Here is an 18,434-nt window from a genome sequence, read left to right on the forward strand (position 1 = left end):
GATTGAACATAATAGAGACAGAGCTTAATGATTATCCACAATTTAAAAAGAAAGTTAGTTTCCATGATAAAACTACAAAATTAAAAAAGGAACTTAAAACTCTGATTAAAACATGGGACAGGTGCACGAAGGACTTAAGAATATTCTTGTTCGTAGACGATATTGACCGATACTCTGAGAAGAAAATCATCCAATCGATCGATTCTTAACTCAGAATATTCTATTACCGATATTTAATAACAAAAAATTTACTAATCAATCAGTATAATTAAGATACATCGAGAGGATATCTGGATCAGCATCAAATATTTACGTCACTTAATCGAATTGTTAGTACTGGCCAGTAAAACTAAGGATGTATCTTTTGTGATCAGGCAAAAAGAGGAAACACAGGGAAATACGGTTGAAATATATTCCATCACTTTACTAAAAGATATCCATACGAACCGAACAGACTACGCGATTCTATTGAATGTGCCCGATACGGTTATAGCCTATTGAGAGCCGGCCATAGACTTGGGGAAATACATATAACTCGAAAAAAATACATTTTTTTTGCTCACTCCTGAACAAAATGATTTCTTCTGCGTTTATAATTATGCAAATCGGCCTGAAGCGCTTTATGCCTATGGGAATATCCATAATAGTCGCACCGTATGCCTCCCCGGCATAGACAGGTAAGATTGCATAGTAGTTTTGTCGTGTTTTATTTTGTGTTTGTGTTGTGACGGTGCTGCGATGTGAATCGAAGTACCGTTTTTTTGTACCTACCTCTCAGAAGCTAAAAGATTTACCATAAAAGAAGCAGAATACAGGGTAATGGGTTAAATGTTCCGATGGACGAATTGTCCGTCGATCCAGAACGTGGCATGCTCAGAACGGAACTTCAGTAAAACGTATTCCGGATCAGTCGGTCCCTTTGGGAAATGGGCGATAAACCAGTCTTGCCAATACTTCTGTTTGAGTCCGGCATCTGTCACTACCTCTATTTCACCGGTCAGGGCAACGCTATTCCCTTGTTCGTAGAAACAAAGACCCGCTTTCGGGTTGCTCCGGAAATCTTTCGTTTTCACAGAATGTTCCCCGGTTGCCATCCAAATCTCAGAAATACCTTCCGAAGCAATCTTACTCAAAGGGACAGGACGGGGATATCCCTCTTGATTGACCGAACTGAGTATTACCGTTTCACAACCTTGCAGCAAATCTGCTGCTCTTTCGTTTAATGATTTCATTGTATATTATATTGAGATTGATAATCCCTGCAAATATAAGCTTGCCCACCTACCCCGGCGTTGTAAAAAAACGACTTTTTACAGAATAAGAAACAGACTAAATTTCTTACAGACATAGTTTATTTTACACTCGCGATACAATGCCTGTACCCGAAACCAAATCCGAAACGCTTTTCTAAAGGCGATTTCCTTTATCACCCAACCGGTATTTTATTTCTCAATATACGTCAGCAGCCCCTCTTGCGGCAAGGTCGGAGAAAGGAATGATTCTGCCGTACCGCCGGACAGCGTCTTGACCTCTTTCAAGAAGTGCGAAACATCGTAATATCCGGCATTCACCGCTACCGAGAGCAGGTTATTTGCCTCCGTCGTATTTTTCAGCAGATCGATCGCCTGCCTGAACTTCACAATCCGACTGTATTCTTTAGGGGTAAATCCGGTAAACAGCTTGAACCGCCGTTCCAGATGCCGTTGACACAAACAGGTATCTTCTGCCAGCAAACGGATCTCCCGCTGACCGTGGTACAAATGAATGTGGTTTACCGCAAAAACAATCTGTTTGTCCACTACATCGTGCTTGTGCATCGACCGCACCAGTACTGTCTCAATACACTGAATCCTACTCCGCAAATCCGGAAGCTCGTAGAGTCGTTCCGTAAACGAATCATCGAACAACTTGATCCCTAAGTCGGCACTACTGATTCGCTGGCCGCCCAACTCCTGCAGGGGCAAGTCCATGAATCGGAATAATCCGCAAGGATGAAAACGAATACCAACCATGTGAACCGTTTCGGTATACGCGACCAACTCCGAATAGCGTTTCATCGGTCCCACGAAAAACGAACGGCAAGACGGCATGATCCGCCCTTCGTTGCCTACGGGTTGTGTTATCCCGCCCAAAGCGAAAATCAAATCGGTACACCCGTCCGGCAGGACATTGATGCGCATCCCATACTCAGGACTTCCTTTGAACTCCCAAATTTTATCGACGTAAGGAGCCAGTAGTCCACAAGGTTGATATTCTCTATACATACTTCAATTTCGGGCAAATATAGTGAGAATCACTCACACCTGCTATTTATCCGAATACAAACCGATATGGTTGCCTTCGCTATCGGCAAAAACAGCGAAATGTCCCCTGCCTTCAGCGTCAATCTCCGTCTCGGGGGTAATGACTCTCCCACCTTTCTGCAGGACACGTTCCAGCGACTTGCCGATCTCTTCGCAATAGAAATGAATCAGCGTTCCCCGCTCAGAAGGCAGAAAATCGGGTGCCCACGACACCGCTCCCACCGCTTCGCCCTGCTCCATGAAGCAGGCCATCTTCTCCTCTTCATACTCCGAGACCGCCAATTTGATGTCCAACACTGTTTCATAAAATCCTACCGCCCGGTGGAAATCTGCCGCCGGAATCTCAAAAAACGCAATAAACTTTTCCATATTCTTTATATTAATAAGATGAATACTGTATGCCGGAAGTCACGTCTCCCAAGCACACCGCAAAAGTAGGGCAAAGCATCCGCCCCGGATAGTAGAAAACAGACATCATTCCTCCACAAAGAAATAATCGGAATAAGGAGCGCAAACAGCCAGATATTCCGCCGGAGTATATCCCGAAAAGAATTTGAACTCCTTAATCATGTGCGATTGGTCGAAGAAACCACATTCGTAGGCCAGTTGCGCAAACGAAATGCCCGGCTGGCATTGTAGAGTATACAACGCCCGCTGTATCCGCACAATGCGCAGAAACTCCTTGGGAGTAGCGCCTACATACTCCGCAAACACCCGCCCAAACTGCTTATTGCTCAGGCAGGCTACGTCTGCCAGTTGTGCCGTACGGATGTGCGGATGGAGGTTCACCGCCTCCAAAACGGTCGAAACACGCTTCAGGTTATATTCGGGAAAAGCATAGAGACGGCTTAACAGAAACTCTTCTATCAGACGGATACACGCTACCCGATCCGGCATATCGGCTATCCGCCTGCCCAGATCAACCAACAGAGGATCGCCCATCTCTTCGGTATTTACATTCATCCCACGAAACTCGCTGACAGGCATATGGAGAAAAGCTTTTGCGGCAAAAGGCTGAAAAACGACTACGATCATCTCCAGCATCCCCGTAGACTCGACATCGGAATAGCCGAACGCCTGCCCGCTGATGAAAGAAGAGGGTTGCAACCGGCCTTCGGTCAGCGAAAACAGTTGGCGCCCCCGGTGAAAGACCATTTGGACGCACCCCACGGGCAGCGTCCGTTCGGATACCGGTGCAAGCGCATCGTCGCTCAACACCCAGTAATGCCGGACATAAGGAACGAGTGCCGCTGTGGGCTTTATGACTCTGAATGATTGCATAGACTACAAATATATTGTTTTTTGGATCATCCCGGCAAAGATAAGGGACGGGAAAAAGAAGGGATAGGAAAAAAGAGACAAAGGAAAATCGGGTTACCGAAAACGGCTGTCAGAAAGAGAATGGATGCACGTATGAATTGTACCCTGATATATAACAATATTAAGTGAGAGCAAAAGGATAAGCCTATTTCGACTTACAGATTATAACAATACAGTAACCCTATTGATAAAATGAATAAAAAAACTACGAGAAGAATCCCGTAGTTTTCTATTTACACAATATTATGGAGAGTCCCTCTAATAGCATACTTACACACAAGTTTGTTTACTTGATAAGTACTAAGCATAAGCAATTTAACTTTGGAAATAGAATATTTTCATCCATTATTTGTCATACACCTTCAACATCACTTTTCCCCCATTAGTCGTAAAATCTATCGGTCCGGGGTAATACTTCTTTTGTCCTTTTCTGTTCTGTCCCCAATAATCTTCTATTAAATCTATCACTGTTCCATTTTCTTTATTAAAAGATTGATCAGGTATGGAAGCACGACCTAAGTCTTTCGTACTAACCTTGTCACGGAGTTTTTCATCCTTCCAGTTTTCAGGAACATTTATTTGCAGATACCATCCATCCGTTTTTTCTATCACTTGAATATCTGCATCGAAACCGGAGTTAACAGTAGCATTTTTATCCAAGCCTGAAGATACCGCTTCTCCCCAATAACAGTTTTTTTCCATCTGTACCGGCAATACACAATCATCATACTCTGTCATTTCGGCCCTGGTAAAGATATTGTTGAAATAAGAGACATTTCCACAAGGACAATCGTGATATCCCATAATCTCCGTCCCATGAGGTGCAAGATAAGGTGTTTTACGTGGATCTACATTATTCAGTTTCCAAACTTTCCAAACAATCAAATTATGAACGAAAGCCATGCCTTGTGACAGTTTGATTTGGGCGAGTTCTGGGGACAGGAACAGATTATTGTCAACTAAAATAGGTCCATGGTTCACCTCAAATGAAACTTCCACGACCCTGTTGTCATGCAAAAGATTTCTTGTCACTCTTGCACCTTGTGCCATCCAATCGAGCCAAATACCACCCTCTACACGATAAATATGATTGCCTGAGATCTCCACATCTACAGCAGCATGTATCTTAATTCCCGCCATTTCATATCCCCAGAACAAGTTCTGTGTACTAATATCATGCACGGTATTATTCTTTATCTTACTGAAAATAGCGCCCAAGCTACCTGCAATACCGGCTTGTCCACAATAAGCCACAGTGTTGTTACGTACCAGATGCCCTCCGATATGTTCTCTGTTCCAATTGTGCCGAAGTGCACGCTTCACACAATTGACATACCCTTCTTCTGATTCTGATTTATTATCCCATTCGTCTCCATACTTACCTAAAGTAATCCCCACACACTTGGAATGGGTGATTGTATTGTTTTCAATAACCCATCCTTTACTCCAGTGAGTCCCCAACAAGCCAATCTGTTCTGCTGTAGGAGGTGCCCAGGGGGTAGCAGCCTGACTCAGCTTAAATCCGTTAACCACAATATAATTCACATAAGGTCTTTCCGGATAAAAGACAGATTGCCTTACATTGATTTCAACCAGTTCCTGATTAGGATTCTTATCGCCAAAATTAGCGTACAGGCGAGTAGTGTCTTGCTCTACTTTGCAAAACCACAACAAACTATCGCCTTTATTCTGCAAAACATTGCTCAATGACGGATTCTCCATCAGGGCTATATCATTCAGATATATCTCTCCCGTATGACACCACTTGCCTCTCTCAAACCAATCACCATGTAAAGTTTCAGCATATGGATTGAACCCACCGAAAAATTTATTCGGTATTCCGACTTCCCAAGTCGTATCATTAACCTTCTTCCAACCTTTCATTACTTCCGAACCTTTTATCTCCACATTCTCCCCTTTGGCCGCCATAAAGACAATCGGTTTTTCTTCCGACTCTCCACCCCGTGAAGGAGAAACCCTTTCACGATAGATACCTTCATGTACAATAACCGTATCTCCCGGCTCAGCCATATCGGCAGCAGCTTGTATCGTCTTCAAAGGATAGGCTAAACTACCGATTGATGCATCGTTTCCTGTCGAAGCGTTCACATGTATGCCATGACTCCGTTCCGCCTGCAATTCGACCACTATCAAAGAGTTGCCGGGCAACCCGAGTTTCATCATTTTACCCGTTGAGGGAACAAACGACTCTACCTTCACCTCTTCCGGATGTTGTAATGTATTAAAGCTCAAATCCGACTGTGGAGCAATCTTCATACCTTTCCTCACACGGAAAGATTTCTTTATCTGGCTAAAATCTATTTTACAAGATTGAGTATTCTGACTAAAATTCAGTACGACCAATGTCAATTTGTCCCGTCTCTTATTCCATGCAGCCTGAATCACAATATCCTGATTCTCCTTTTCCTGCTCTATTATTTGAGGATACGCTATATCCAATGAATTCAAGAGAGCGAAAGCCACGCCCGGAGCATTCAGATAAGTACCTTCTTTAGGAGTATTTATCAGACATTCTCCCCAACCATCGGACAGGTTTGTATAATTGGCAGTAAAGAAACTCCCACCCATATTCTGATAGGCAATGTATTGCTCCACCATATTCATGGCAAATCCCCAACGGATGGAAGCATTAAAGAGAGTTTCTTCCCCACCTGTGTCCTTCTGATTCAATCCGTCGGTATTTCCTTCATTTCGGGTTACCGGAGCACGAAACTCCGTATGGCATAATTTGATGTCTGTACCATGCGCCTTGTTATATGCATCTAAAATTACGATATCAGCACGCATCTCTTCCGGAGTTCCTCCCCTGTTTGTAATTAAATCCACATAAGGTCCGACAATCTCCAACATTTCCTTAAACTTCTTATTAAACAACCAATAATTACCCACCGCTATTTTGATTGAAGGATCTTTTGCTTTCATCGCCTTTGCAAAATCTACACAACGATTGGCATACGTGACGGCATCGAACCGACGGTAAGGTTCATTCTCTAATTCCCAATATTTCACATTCAACGGTTGGGTACGACCATAGGCAATACGTTGTGCATTGGTAGGATTATTACAGAAATCAACCCAGTCTGCAGCACTGTATTCATTATTGAACATAACAGGTACACAAAAAAAGGGTTCCGCCCCCACTGCCTCACACAGATCCACCAATTCGAACGTACCTACATCGTTCAGCAATTCACATCCCCACCAAGTATCATAGCTGACCGGTCTTTCTTCACGTGGACCAATTCCCGAACGCCAGTCATAAAGCGAAGTGAAACATCCGCCCGGCATTCGCATGGTCCTGGGACGAAGTTCATTCTTAATACGTTCAACCGACTCACGTTTCCAACCTTTTATTACATCATCTGCCATCAATGACAGCAGATCTATCCCTACACAACCGCCTGCAGGTACTTCTACAGTATAAGTACACCAGCCTTCATACTCCGTCGCATCTAATGAAGAACTGTATAAGATAAATTGGTTTGTATTCACAGCCAGTTCAGTCTTTGACAACGGAGTATGGAAATCCCCTTCTTTATAAATGGCAATAGTTACCGGGACACTCTCCTTTGAGTATTTCTCTTCGCTTAGGTAACCACCGGAGGAGAAAAGGCCTGAAACTGTATATCCTTTTCCCTTTTCAATATAAATGCGTTCCTGAACTAATAGAGTTGGAGTTTGCTTTTTACGATTATCAATCTGCAAAAAATACTTTCCATGAGCCGATGGCCAATAATTATTGAAAATAAGAGGTAACTTCTCTTCTTTCCTTCCATCAGCAAGCAGATACCACTTTGGCTCTTCATAGCCGGAATGCCACCACTTGGCTTCTTTTACATCCCCCCGGTAACACGTGTACCAAGAGTTTGACTCACTTACAGGTTTCGTATTCTCGAAACTGCGGTTAAAGAGAAGTTCACCCCACAACAAGTCGCTTCTGCCAAACCCCATTTCAAAGAAACTACCCCATAAATAAGGACTCACAGGTGTACTTGTTTTATCTTTATCTATTATTTTAATTGTATTCTGTGCATGCAGATCCGCCAGAAGCAGACATATAAACAAAAAGCTTACTATCTTATTCATGATGTTTAGACACATAATAAAAAATTATCGATTCAACATTCTTATATTGATTACCTGCCTTCCTTCGATAGAAATATGTTCAGTTTTGAACTTACTTCCACTCACAATTAAAGTATCGGTGGACATGGCACGAATAGAATATTCTCCCTTTGAGTTTGTGACAACTTCTTCTTTCCCAACTTTGACAGTTACTTGAGGCAACAGGTTTGCTTGTACATCCCGTATGGTTCCCTTTACCACTACCGGTGTAGCTGTCATATTCTTTGTTGAAGACACTTTTTTCTCCTTGTCCCTCAAAGTAGGAATGTATTTCTCGGATGCACGCTCTACCGTTATCACTTTCTTAATGCGAATATCATCTGATGCACGGCCTATCTGTAACTCAAAAGCACCCGGTTCAACCACTTTTTTCATCTCCTTGTTGTAGAGGGCCAGTTCTGACACGGGAATCTTAATTATCACTTGCTTCGTTTCTCCTTTCTTAATAAGCACTTTCTCAAAACCCTTCAGTTCCTGAACAGGCATCACGACACTGGAAACCATATCACGCACGTAAACCTGCGGCACTTCCAGACCGTCGTAATCGCCTGTGTTGCGAATTGCTATCGTCACCTCAATCACATCTTCACAAGCGTAATCTTCTTTGGAGGTAGTGGCAGAAAGATATTCAAAGTCTGTATAGCTCAATCCGTGGCCGAATGCCCACAATGCTTTCGGCGAAGAGAACACATAATCTTTACCGGGTTTATTCTTACTGCCCGGTGAGCGGTAGAAGCCCTTATCTGTAGGCAAATAGTTATAATAACAAGGTAGATGTCCTACACTTTGCGGAAAAGAATAATTCAATTTTCCCGATGGATTAACCTTACCCAAAAGCATGTCTGCAAGGGCTAGTCCACCTTGTTCACCGGGATACCACTGTACTACAATCCCCGGTATATTTTCCTTTATCCAAGACATTGCAAAAGGCTTTCCGGATAATAGAACAACAATTACCGGTTTACCTGTAGCATGAATGGCCTCCACCAAATCTTCCTGTACACCTGTCAAGGTCAAGTCACTTAAATCAAAACCTTCCCCACAAGTGGCATTACTATAATCACGAGCCAAAGAAGCACTTGCCGAACCGACAACAACAATACAAACATCACTTTTCTTTGCCACATCCACCGCTTCTTTAAATCCCGAACAATCATCCGTAACCAAATCACATCCCTTGGCATAATTCAATGTCAACTGATTACTGACTCTTTCTTTCAGGGCTTCAAGTAATGTAACCCCGTCCTTATTGTCACGACTCCATGTATAATCCCCAAACTGTACCTGATCAGCATTAGGACCTATCACAGCTATGGATTTCAATTTATTCATTTGTAAGGGCAAGATATTGTTTTCGTTCTGTAAAAGAACGATTGATTCTTCAGCAATCTTACGAGCCAATGACACATGGGCAGGAGCATGCACTACTTTATCATAGTTCTTTTCCATTGGTAATGGGTATTCAAACAGTCCCATATTAAACTTGGCCGTTAAAATACGAGCCACTGCTTGGTCAATATACTTCACATCCAACATTCCGTTCTCCACCAATTGCTGAAGCTCAGCGTAACTATTGTCTGAAGCTTCGGCATCCAGTCCGGCCGTTAATGCCTGAATAGCAGCTTCTGCACTGTTTTGTGCCGTTTTATGAAAATAGTTCAGCATACCTATCGCTCCCCAATCGGAATAAACATATCCTTGAAAGTCCCACCGGTCACGTAAAAGTTCCGTCATCAGATAGTGGGAAGAAGAATTAGGTTCATTGTTCCAAGAATTATATGAGGACATCACCGCCCAAGGTTTAGCTTCTTTTACTACAGTTTCAAAAGTTTTCAAATAGATGGAAAGTAACTCCCGCTGTCCGCACGATACAGAAGCAAGATTCAATCCTCCCTGAGGAGTACCATGGGCACCGAAGTGCTTGATCATTGGTGATACTTGATTATCAAGATAACCTCTCACTTGCGATACCCCCATACGCGACACCAGAAAAGGATCTTCACCGAAACATTCTTCCACTCGTCCCCAACGCAAATCACGGCAGACATCGATGACGGGAGTTAAAGATTGCGTGATACCTTGTGCCGACAACTCTTTTGCTATGGCAGAAGTCATTTCGTAAGCCAGTATAGGATTAAATGTACTTCCCAATGCGATGGCTTGTGGAAAAATAGTAGATCCGTCGTGTACAGAGCCATGTAGAGATTCAGTCAACGTGAATACAGGGATACCCAACCGGGGCTTCTCGCGCATATATTTCTGTACTTCATTCATCAAGGTCAGACATTCCTTTCCGGGCAAGGTAATACCTTCTATGAACCCATAGTTCTGCCCACCAATCATTTTCTCCAGTTTTTCCTCATTCAGTTTTCCATTCTCCATGATTGAATAAGCATGAATATGGCGCATTTGAGCAATTTTTTCCTCTAATGTCATCCTGCTTAACAGATCCTGTACCCTTACCTCTACAGGTAGTGAAGCATTCTTATATTTAAAATTGGTTTGTGCATAAAGACGGACACAAAAGCATATTGCCATCAATGAAAGAAATATTAGTTTTTTCATGATACACCGATTTATTTATTATTGTTTTTGATTATAATCTTTTACCGCTTCATAAAACGCGCGAATATTATCCAATGGAATCTCAGGAGGTACATCGCAACCTGTAGATATCACGAAATTAGGATAAGCTGTGGTTTTTTGCAACAAAGTATAGGTTTGCCGATACACCTCCTCCGCAGTGGCTTGTTTGAAAATTCCAACCGGATCCAGATTACCCATAACCAACGCATTCGAAGGACATTCTTCCAGAGCAGCAAGCATATCTATTTTATTTCCAAAATGATATCCTTTAGCCCCCGTAGCAACCATAGCCTGAGTACATTGCCCCATATTACCGCAATTATGCAATATAACTGCAAAATGACTATCCTGGACCTCTTCGACGATTCGTTTGACAAATACAGAGGAATACTGCATACAATCTTCATTGGACAACAACCCTGCCGCCGGTTCTGCAATTATAACTCCGGCAGAGCCACAATCTTTGATGGCACGGCAATATTGGGTAATGAATTGAGTGCATTTATCCAATAACAGCAAAGCCGTTTCAGGCTCTGTGTAAATAGCCATCATTATTTCCGTCATGTCAAACAGGCGACCTGCAAGAGAATACGGTCCAATGCAACCTCCCAAAACCGGTTTATCCAATCCTTTCGCAGCTAAACGGTTTACCTCCAAATATTGCGGAATACGAGCTATATCCAGTGTAGGAATTTTCAATCCGACGACCTCTTCATAATTACTCACCAAGCGCCCTATAACATTGGGTACTTCATTCTCACTAAACTGAATCTGTGCACCAAAAGCTTCCGCCTCTACCGTCAGGTCCATAATGACCGTACAAGCTGCCGACTGTGGATAGTTCATATTTAAAGCTTCAACTGCCTTAAAATGAACTTCACCATCGGTTACTGCATCCAGAACTCTTTTATTTAGCAGTTCAATGCCGGGATGGGTCATAATAGGTAATGCAACCTTTTTATCCGACACTATTATATACTCTATCCATTCATCTACATTCATATCTTACATCATTTATTTAATCTATTTTTATAACAGTCTTTTTTCCCGCACAACTCACAACCGTATTTCTGCCTGGTCATCTGTCTACCGATTCCCACCACTCCACTCACCGATTTAATAGGGCACATTAATGAAGAGGCAGTCAGGCTGACTCCACAAGGCTGATTGGGAAGCAATGAAAAGAGAATCTGCTGATCAGAGACTTTCCATCCACAATAGCCGGGGCTATAAGGATAGCTTATTCCCAATCCTTTCGCCCCGAACTCCTTTTCTATTGCTTTGCACGCCTCCCTCACAGTAGCCTCAGCAATGGCCGAACCTAATGCATCCAGCAGGAACTCCTCAACAATCTGCCCTGATTTTTTGACAGTCTGTTGAAATCGTTCAAATTCCTCACCGGCTGTAGCCACAAACAGGGCACATAACTCCGCATTCTCCAGATAAGGAGTGATAATGCGTCCTGTCTGTAACCGGCATCCATTCAATATAATCCGAGATTTATCGAAAGCATCCAATGAAAAGACACGATATCCCCAACGAGGTTTACAAAATTGAGTCACTTCTCTTTCCAAAGCGGAGAACATGGTCAATACTTCACCTTCCATCTTGTAACCTTTACCCAGAGAAAAAACAAAGTCATCCCAGTCCAGACAAATGTCTTTCCATGAAAGCTCTTTATAGCGGAAATCCATATCAAGCCGCTCCTATCAGTTTCTTCGCCATTATCACCGCTGCATTAGCATTGCTTGTATATGCATCAGCCCCTATCGAATGTGCAAAAGCCTCATTGATCGGAGCGCCCCCCACCATCACTTTTACTTTTCCATACAATCCTGCCGTCTTCAAGTCATCTACTACTACCTTCATATAATTCATAGTAGTAGTCAGCAGTGCAGACATACATATGATATCTGCATTGTTTGTACGGGCAGCTTCTACAAACTTCTCACTGGAAACATCCACTCCCAAATTGACAACTTCAAATCCACAACCTTCGAACATAGAAGCCACAAGATTCTTGCCTATATCATGCAAGTCCCCTTTCACGGTTCCAATAACAATTTTACCGACATAGGCATCAGTCTCTCCCTGTAATAACGGTTTCAGAATATCCAGTGCACCTTTCATGGCACGTGCACTCATCAGCAAATTAGGAACAAACACTTTTCCCGCCTCAAAGCGATTACCAATCTCTTCCATTGCCTTAATCATGTAATTAGTAATAATTTCGTTCGGAAGTACTCCTTCGGAGATTGCTTCATTGGTTACTGCAACGGCTCTGTCAAGTTTGCCATTTAAAATCGCATCATATAAATCTGTCAAGTTCATGATCTTTTATTTTTATCAGTGGTTCATACAGTCTTTAAAGCATCAAGCATTGCTATTACATTCTCGACCGGCACATTAGCCTGAATATTATGTACTGAGTTAAATACAAAACCGCCATCCTTTCCCAAGATTTCGCATTGTCCGAGAACATGCCTGCGAATCTCATCCGGAGTACCGAAAGGCAACATCTTCTGAGTATCGACTCCACCTCCCCAAAAGGTAAGATGGCTTCCAAACTCCCTCTTCAACATTCCGGAATCCATATCCTTAGCATTAATCTGCACCGGATTGATAATGTCAAAACCGGCTTCAATCAGTCCCGGCAAAATAGGCACAATAGCACCACAGGAATGTTTGAAAACTTTCCAGGTAGTATGTTCATGAATCCAGTCGTTCATACGCCGATAATGAGGCAGCCAAAGCTCATTAAAAACCTCCACTGAGCAGAATTGCGACTCTTGAGAACCGAAGTCCGTACCACAGGTTAATACCACATCCACTTTATCACCCAATACCGCCCACAATTTCTCATAGTTTGCGATGGCGATGTCCGTCTGTCTTCTAAATATTTCGTGTAAGTATTCCTGACGCATCACAGTGGACATATACCACTCCACCACACTGCGGATACCCTTCGGTTCTTTTAGCCCCATACCGGGTACAAAAGCAACATCCCCCAATGCAGTGCCACCGAAACTGGCTACCACTGCCCTGCCGGTGGCAGATGCTTCATTCACTTTTTTCTTGTAGGCATCCAATTCTTCATCGGTAATGGAGTTAAACTCTTCCAGATTGTCCATAGGATTCAGTTTATCTTCATCAATCGGCTGCTGCCTTTCGATGGCATTGATAAAGAAACAACCGTTCGGCATAACTGCACTCGGAGGATAGTTTTTATCTCCTCCTGCATATACATAAACATCTCCTTCCTTATCCTGAGTCAAGTCGAGTTGTATCGGCACCAACACTTTCTGCCCCCACGGTGTGACTTGCTCATGCATGCATTCTGTGTCATGGTCAAAGATATCTCTTGTACCTCCTACTCCAATACAATCCACTCCCATTGCATCGGCCAAATCCCTGTCCACCTCACCCAACATCTGGAAGGTATCGACAATCTTTACCGGTTTATAAGACAATCCGTAATGCTTGCGTAAAGCCTCCACTACCCGGCAGTGAATGCCGGTTACGGCTGTAGCTCCGAAGTCAACCGGAATACGATCACTACCCTGATGACTCAGAGCCTGTCTGACTCTATCTCTTGATGTACTCATAATATTCTTGATTTTAAATCTTGTTCAACAAAGTTATATTAAGTGTTTTTTGCGAGTTCACTTCCACTTCCTGCATATCATATCCCTTCCTACTGAAAACCAATACACTTGCAGAAGTAGCTTCAATGGAATATTCACCTTTCCCATTGGTTATCACACTCCCTTTTCTGCCTTTCACAGACACTTTCACACCGTCCAATGTCTTAGCCTGTACATCACGTACCACTCCTTTTACAATCATCTTCTTGCCGGTCTTAACCGTTTGCGTTTCCTTAGAAGCTGCGGAAGAAACTCTTTCTGCCTTAGCGTCCACTTCTCCCACATGAATAGTCTTCTTGAAACAAATACTGTCAGAAGAAGTGCCGATCATAAAGTCAAAATCTCCCGGTTCTACCACATAGCGCATATTCATATCATACAACCCCAATTCACTCACAGGTACAGAGATTTCGGCAAGCGTACTTCCATAGGCAGGAACCGTAACCTTGGAAAAGCCTTTCAGTTGCTTCATCGGCATGACCACACTGCCGGCCAGGTCTCTCACATATACCTGTACAGTTGACTTACCCTCAATGGCACTCTTGTTTTTCACATTTACCTGAATACGTACGGTATCAGTCAATCCGTAATTTTCTTTGTCGAAACAGAAGTCACTGTATTCAAAGTCGGAATAACTCAGACCATAACCGAACGGCCACAAGGGTTCGGGAGTTGAGAACACATAGTCACGGCCCGGCTTGTTAATGGTACCCGGTGAACGATAGATACCCTTATCCGAAGGCAAACGATTGTAATGTATAGGTAAATGGCCGACACTCTGCGGTATGGAGTAGCAGAGGCTGCCCGAAGGATTGACTTTGCCAAACAACACATCGGCAATCACTTCCCCTTCTCTTTCGCCACCATACCATTGGAACAGGATAGCCGGAATATGTTCCTTTTCCCAGGTAATGGAGAAAGGGCGTCCGGTTACCAAAATCAAGACCACTGGTTTCCCGGTCGCATAAATCTCCTTCACCAAATCACCCTGCACACCGGTCAGATTCAAATCAGTCAGATCATACCCTTCACCACAAGTACAATTGCTATAATCGCGCGCCAATGAAGCACTGGCAGAGCCTACAAACAAAAATACCACATCCGACTTCTTGGCAGTAGCCACGGCATCTGCAAACCCCGACTTATCATCGGATACCAAATCACAACCTACAACATGATGAACAGCCAGTTTATTACCAACGAGATTCTGTATTCCCTGCAACGGGGTAATCCCATCCTTATTATTACGGCTCCAGGTATAGTCACCAAACTGCACCTGATTGGCATTAGGGCCGATAACAGCAACAGATTTCAGCTTCTTCATATCGAGCGGTAACAGATTACCTTCATTTTTAACCATTACCACACTCTCTTCCGATATCCTGCGAGACAAAGCAACATTCTCCTTTGTACGCACCTTTTTTTCGTATTCTTCGATAGGAAGTCCATAAGGGTTTTCAAACAGGCCTGCTTTGAACTTGGCATAAAGCACTCTGGAACAAGCTAAATCCACATATTTCACGTCCAATTCACCCAAACGTACCATAGCAGGTATATTGGCATAGCAATCACTTGAGGCTTCCAAGTCGGTACCTGCCATCAGTGCCATCTTAACCGCCTCATTAACATTGGAAGCTACTTTATGAAAACCATATAACATAGACACCGCCCCCCAATCGGAATAGGTATATCCTTTGAATCCCCATTCCGTACGTAATAAATCTGTCAACAGCCATTTCGATGCTGTATTGGGTATGCGGTTGGTAGAATTGTAGGCAGTCATTACAGAATTCACACCCGTTTGCTTAACGGCTACTTCATAAGGTTTTAGGAAAACCTCTCTCAAATCTCTTTCGTTGGCTTCGGTAGAAGCTAAATTCAATCCGGAAGTTGGCACCCCATGGGGACCGAATACCTTGAGCATAGGCGAAATTCCCCCGTCAATATATCCGTTTATCTCATGCACTCCCATCTGGGATACCAGGAATGGATCTTCACCGAAACTCTCTTCCACACGTCCCCAACGCAGTTCACGTATCACATCAATAGTAGGAGATAACACATGGTTCACACCCATCGCATTCAACTCACCCGAAATAGCTTTTGTCATCTGATAAGCCAAATCAGGATTAAAGGTACTCCCTAACGCTACAGCTTGTGGGAAAATAGTAGCCCCACCCTGCACGGCCCCATGAAGTGACTCAGAGATAGTAAAGATTGGAATACCCAAGCGGGTATTTTCGATACAGTGCTTTTGAATCTGATAGGTATAACGAGCCATCTCGATCCCCTCTAAAGTAAGTCCTTCGACAGCCCCCCAGCCCAATGTACCGATGATGTTTTTCATCTTTTCCAAATTCAAAGTATGGTCATCATTCAGGATACTGCCTTCATGGATATGACGTAATTGGGCAACCTTTTCTTCTATGGTCATACGACTCAACAAGTCCTGCACTCTTACTTCTATCGGCTGTGAGGCATCTTTATATTTAGGGATGGGTTGCGCCGATAAACTGATGGTTAAAAACAGTAATACTGCTGTGAATATATAATTCTTCATTGATCGTTTGTTTAATTTAATAACTACTTAAAAAATCTCTAAACTACTACGGAACAGATACTGAGCTACCACGTAGTGGCTGTAGAGCCACTACGTAATAGTCAGCCAACCACTTCTATAAGTAGTTGTATCCTGAAAACCTAAAAATTTAATAAAATCGGAAAACGGAAGTTACCAATTCGGATTTTGAGTTAAGTTCGGATTCAGATCTCGTTCTTTTTGAGGTATTGGGAACAGATACCCTTTAGATGCATTAAAATAACGCGTTTCGATATAACGACGAGGAGTATTGTCAACATCCACAGTTTTGTCGTCCTTGCCAACTCCATCTTTACGCATATATGCACCATACATCTGCCCGGTTAGTCCTACCCCTGTAACAATCGTATTCTTTTCAGCATCTTTCCAACGGATAAGATCCATATAACGAAGTCCTTCATTGGCTAACTCAATACGGCGTTCATTTTTCAATAACTCCATCAACTCGTCTTTTGAGTTATAATTTTCACGGTGTACTCTACCACAGGAACAACGATCACGTAATTGATCTATCAGATTGCATACTTCCTCTTTTGCACTTTCTCCTTTCGTTTGCAATAAAGCTTCTGCTTTCATCAATAACACATCCGCATAACGGAACACAATAATATCATTAGTGCAGTCCCACACGGAGTTCATGGCATAGACAGAGTAGTCAATGTATTTGTTCCACATATATCCGGTAGCCGAAGGCTGAGAGTAATTATACTGGTGTTCAGGTACGGTAGTAGGATCTTCCGGATCATATAACCGTTCTTTGACAGTACCAGTTTCTACATCCAGATATTTTATCTGTCCGGTAGGATATACAATAGACTGATAAAAACGCGGATCCCTACCTTCATAAGGTTTTTTCGGATCATAGGAAGAACCGGCTTCATGAATCAATCGTCCGTCTGCCATAGGATAAGCATCAACCAACGAACCTGAAGGCGTAACTCCCCGATAAGGATCCTCACCGGTGATGCCCTTTAACAGCATGATTCCATTACCACCGTGGGAAGTATAAATTTCTCCAACTCTTTTATCACAAACTACACTCAATATTACTTCACAACTATTTTCTGCAACACCTGAAAATAAATCTTCATAAGGTGTATCACCTTCCCTGTATAATTGATATTTACCCTCCAATAGTTTAACAGTTTCCAATACATTCGAATAGTCACCGTTATACAAATACATACGGGCAATCAAAAATCTGCAAGCATCTGCCGTAACTCTACCTTTCTCTTGTGAAAGCCCTTCCAGCATTACGGCAGCCTCTTTCAACTTGTTAATGGCATAATCCACTACTTCCGCTTTGGGAGTGCGAACGAGTTGTTTGCTTTCAGGAATAGCCAGTGTTTCAGTCACCAGAGGAACATCGCCAAAATAACTTGTCAAAACATAGTAATTATAGGCTAACATAAAGTAGGTTTCACCTATTATCTTATTTTTATCTTGCTCTGATATATCCTCAATCTTTTCAATACCCTCAAGTAAAAACCAACATTTACGGATAACTTCATAGCTACCATTCCATCTATTAGTAGGTATCTCGCCACTTGTTGTATAAGAACCGTTTGCCACTTGTTGAGCACCTCCCCACCAATCCCATACCAGATAGGCATTATCAGACATAGCCTCATCAAAAAAGATGGCATCTTTAGGAAGTAGTGATGCATAAATATCTACTAACACCTTGTCTGCATCCTCTTTACTTTTCCAAAAGTTTTCATTTGTAACTGTATCCTGTGGAAAAGAATCCAGAAAATCATCGCATGCCTGCATAGTAAAAGCCAAGCTCAAAACACAGGTCATATAAGCTATTTTATTCATATCTATAAATCATTT

General features: G+C 42.7%; 13 protein-coding genes. 1 reads left to right on the forward strand and 12 read right to left on the reverse strand.

What is annotated here, in order from left to right; genetic code table 11:
• The first annotated feature begins 2 nt into the window (after positions 1-2).
• The gene (locus BSHG_RS23160; RefSeq protein ID WP_032575952.1) at positions 3-209 is read left to right on the forward strand and encodes a P-loop NTPase fold protein; all 207 of its coding nucleotides are present in this window, start codon (positions 3-5) and stop codon (positions 207-209) included.
• Between the two features lie 615 nt (positions 210-824).
• Here the strand turns inward: BSHG_RS23160 and BSHG_RS04105 are convergent.
• The 12 genes from BSHG_RS04105 to BSHG_RS04050 form a co-directional block, all read right to left on the reverse strand.
• Entirely contained in the window at positions 825-1,232 is a 408-nt protein-coding gene (locus BSHG_RS04105; protein WP_005788828.1) for a pyridoxamine 5'-phosphate oxidase family protein, read from the reverse strand.
• 210 nt (positions 1,233-1,442) lie between these two features.
• Positions 1,443-2,264 (reverse strand): helix-turn-helix domain-containing protein, encoded by an 822-nt coding sequence (locus BSHG_RS04100; protein WP_008660910.1) that lies wholly within the window; start codon positions 2,262-2,264, stop codon positions 1,443-1,445.
• A gap of 42 nt (positions 2,265-2,306) precedes the next feature.
• Positions 2,307-2,672, reverse strand: coding sequence for a VOC family protein (locus BSHG_RS04095; RefSeq protein ID WP_005798628.1), 366 nt, complete (start codon positions 2,670-2,672; stop codon positions 2,307-2,309).
• A gap of 105 nt (positions 2,673-2,777) precedes the next feature.
• A complete protein-coding gene (locus BSHG_RS04090; RefSeq protein ID WP_008660913.1) occupies positions 2,778-3,584 on the reverse strand; it encodes a helix-turn-helix domain-containing protein in 807 nt (268 codons plus the stop codon).
• 384 nt (positions 3,585-3,968) lie between these two features.
• Positions 3,969-7,730, reverse strand: coding sequence for a right-handed parallel beta-helix repeat-containing protein (locus BSHG_RS04085; protein WP_008660915.1), 3,762 nt, complete (start codon positions 7,728-7,730; stop codon positions 3,969-3,971).
• 24 nt (positions 7,731-7,754) lie between these two features.
• Positions 7,755-10,334 (reverse strand): glycoside hydrolase family 3 N-terminal domain-containing protein, encoded by a 2,580-nt coding sequence (locus BSHG_RS04080; protein WP_008660916.1) that lies wholly within the window; start codon positions 10,332-10,334, stop codon positions 7,755-7,757.
• Positions 10,335-10,352: 18 nt separating this feature from the next.
• Positions 10,353-11,357: a methylcobamide--CoM methyltransferase gene (locus BSHG_RS04075; RefSeq protein WP_008660917.1), complete on the reverse strand. Its 1,005-nt coding sequence runs from the start codon at positions 11,355-11,357 to the stop codon at positions 10,353-10,355.
• A gap of 8 nt (positions 11,358-11,365) precedes the next feature.
• Entirely contained in the window at positions 11,366-12,049 is a 684-nt protein-coding gene (locus BSHG_RS04070) for a vitamin B12 dependent-methionine synthase activation domain-containing protein (RefSeq protein ID WP_005788841.1), read from the reverse strand.
• Between the two features lies 1 nt (position 12,050).
• Entirely contained in the window at positions 12,051-12,686 is a 636-nt protein-coding gene (locus BSHG_RS04065; protein WP_005788843.1) for a corrinoid protein, read from the reverse strand.
• A gap of 23 nt (positions 12,687-12,709) precedes the next feature.
• Positions 12,710-13,960, reverse strand: coding sequence for a uroporphyrinogen decarboxylase family protein (locus BSHG_RS04060; RefSeq protein WP_005788846.1), 1,251 nt, complete (start codon positions 13,958-13,960; stop codon positions 12,710-12,712).
• Positions 13,961-13,973: 13 nt separating this feature from the next.
• Entirely contained in the window at positions 13,974-16,559 is a 2,586-nt protein-coding gene (locus BSHG_RS04055; protein ID WP_008660920.1) for a glycoside hydrolase family 3 N-terminal domain-containing protein, read from the reverse strand.
• Positions 16,560-16,730: 171 nt separating this feature from the next.
• Positions 16,731-18,419, reverse strand: coding sequence for a RagB/SusD family nutrient uptake outer membrane protein (locus tag BSHG_RS04050; RefSeq protein ID WP_008660922.1), 1,689 nt, complete (start codon positions 18,417-18,419; stop codon positions 16,731-16,733).
• Positions 18,420-18,434: the final 15 nt, after the last annotated feature.

The organism is Bacteroides sp. 3_2_5 (assembly GCF_000159855.2).
Lineage (GTDB): Bacteria > Bacteroidota > Bacteroidia > Bacteroidales > Bacteroidaceae > Bacteroides > Bacteroides fragilis.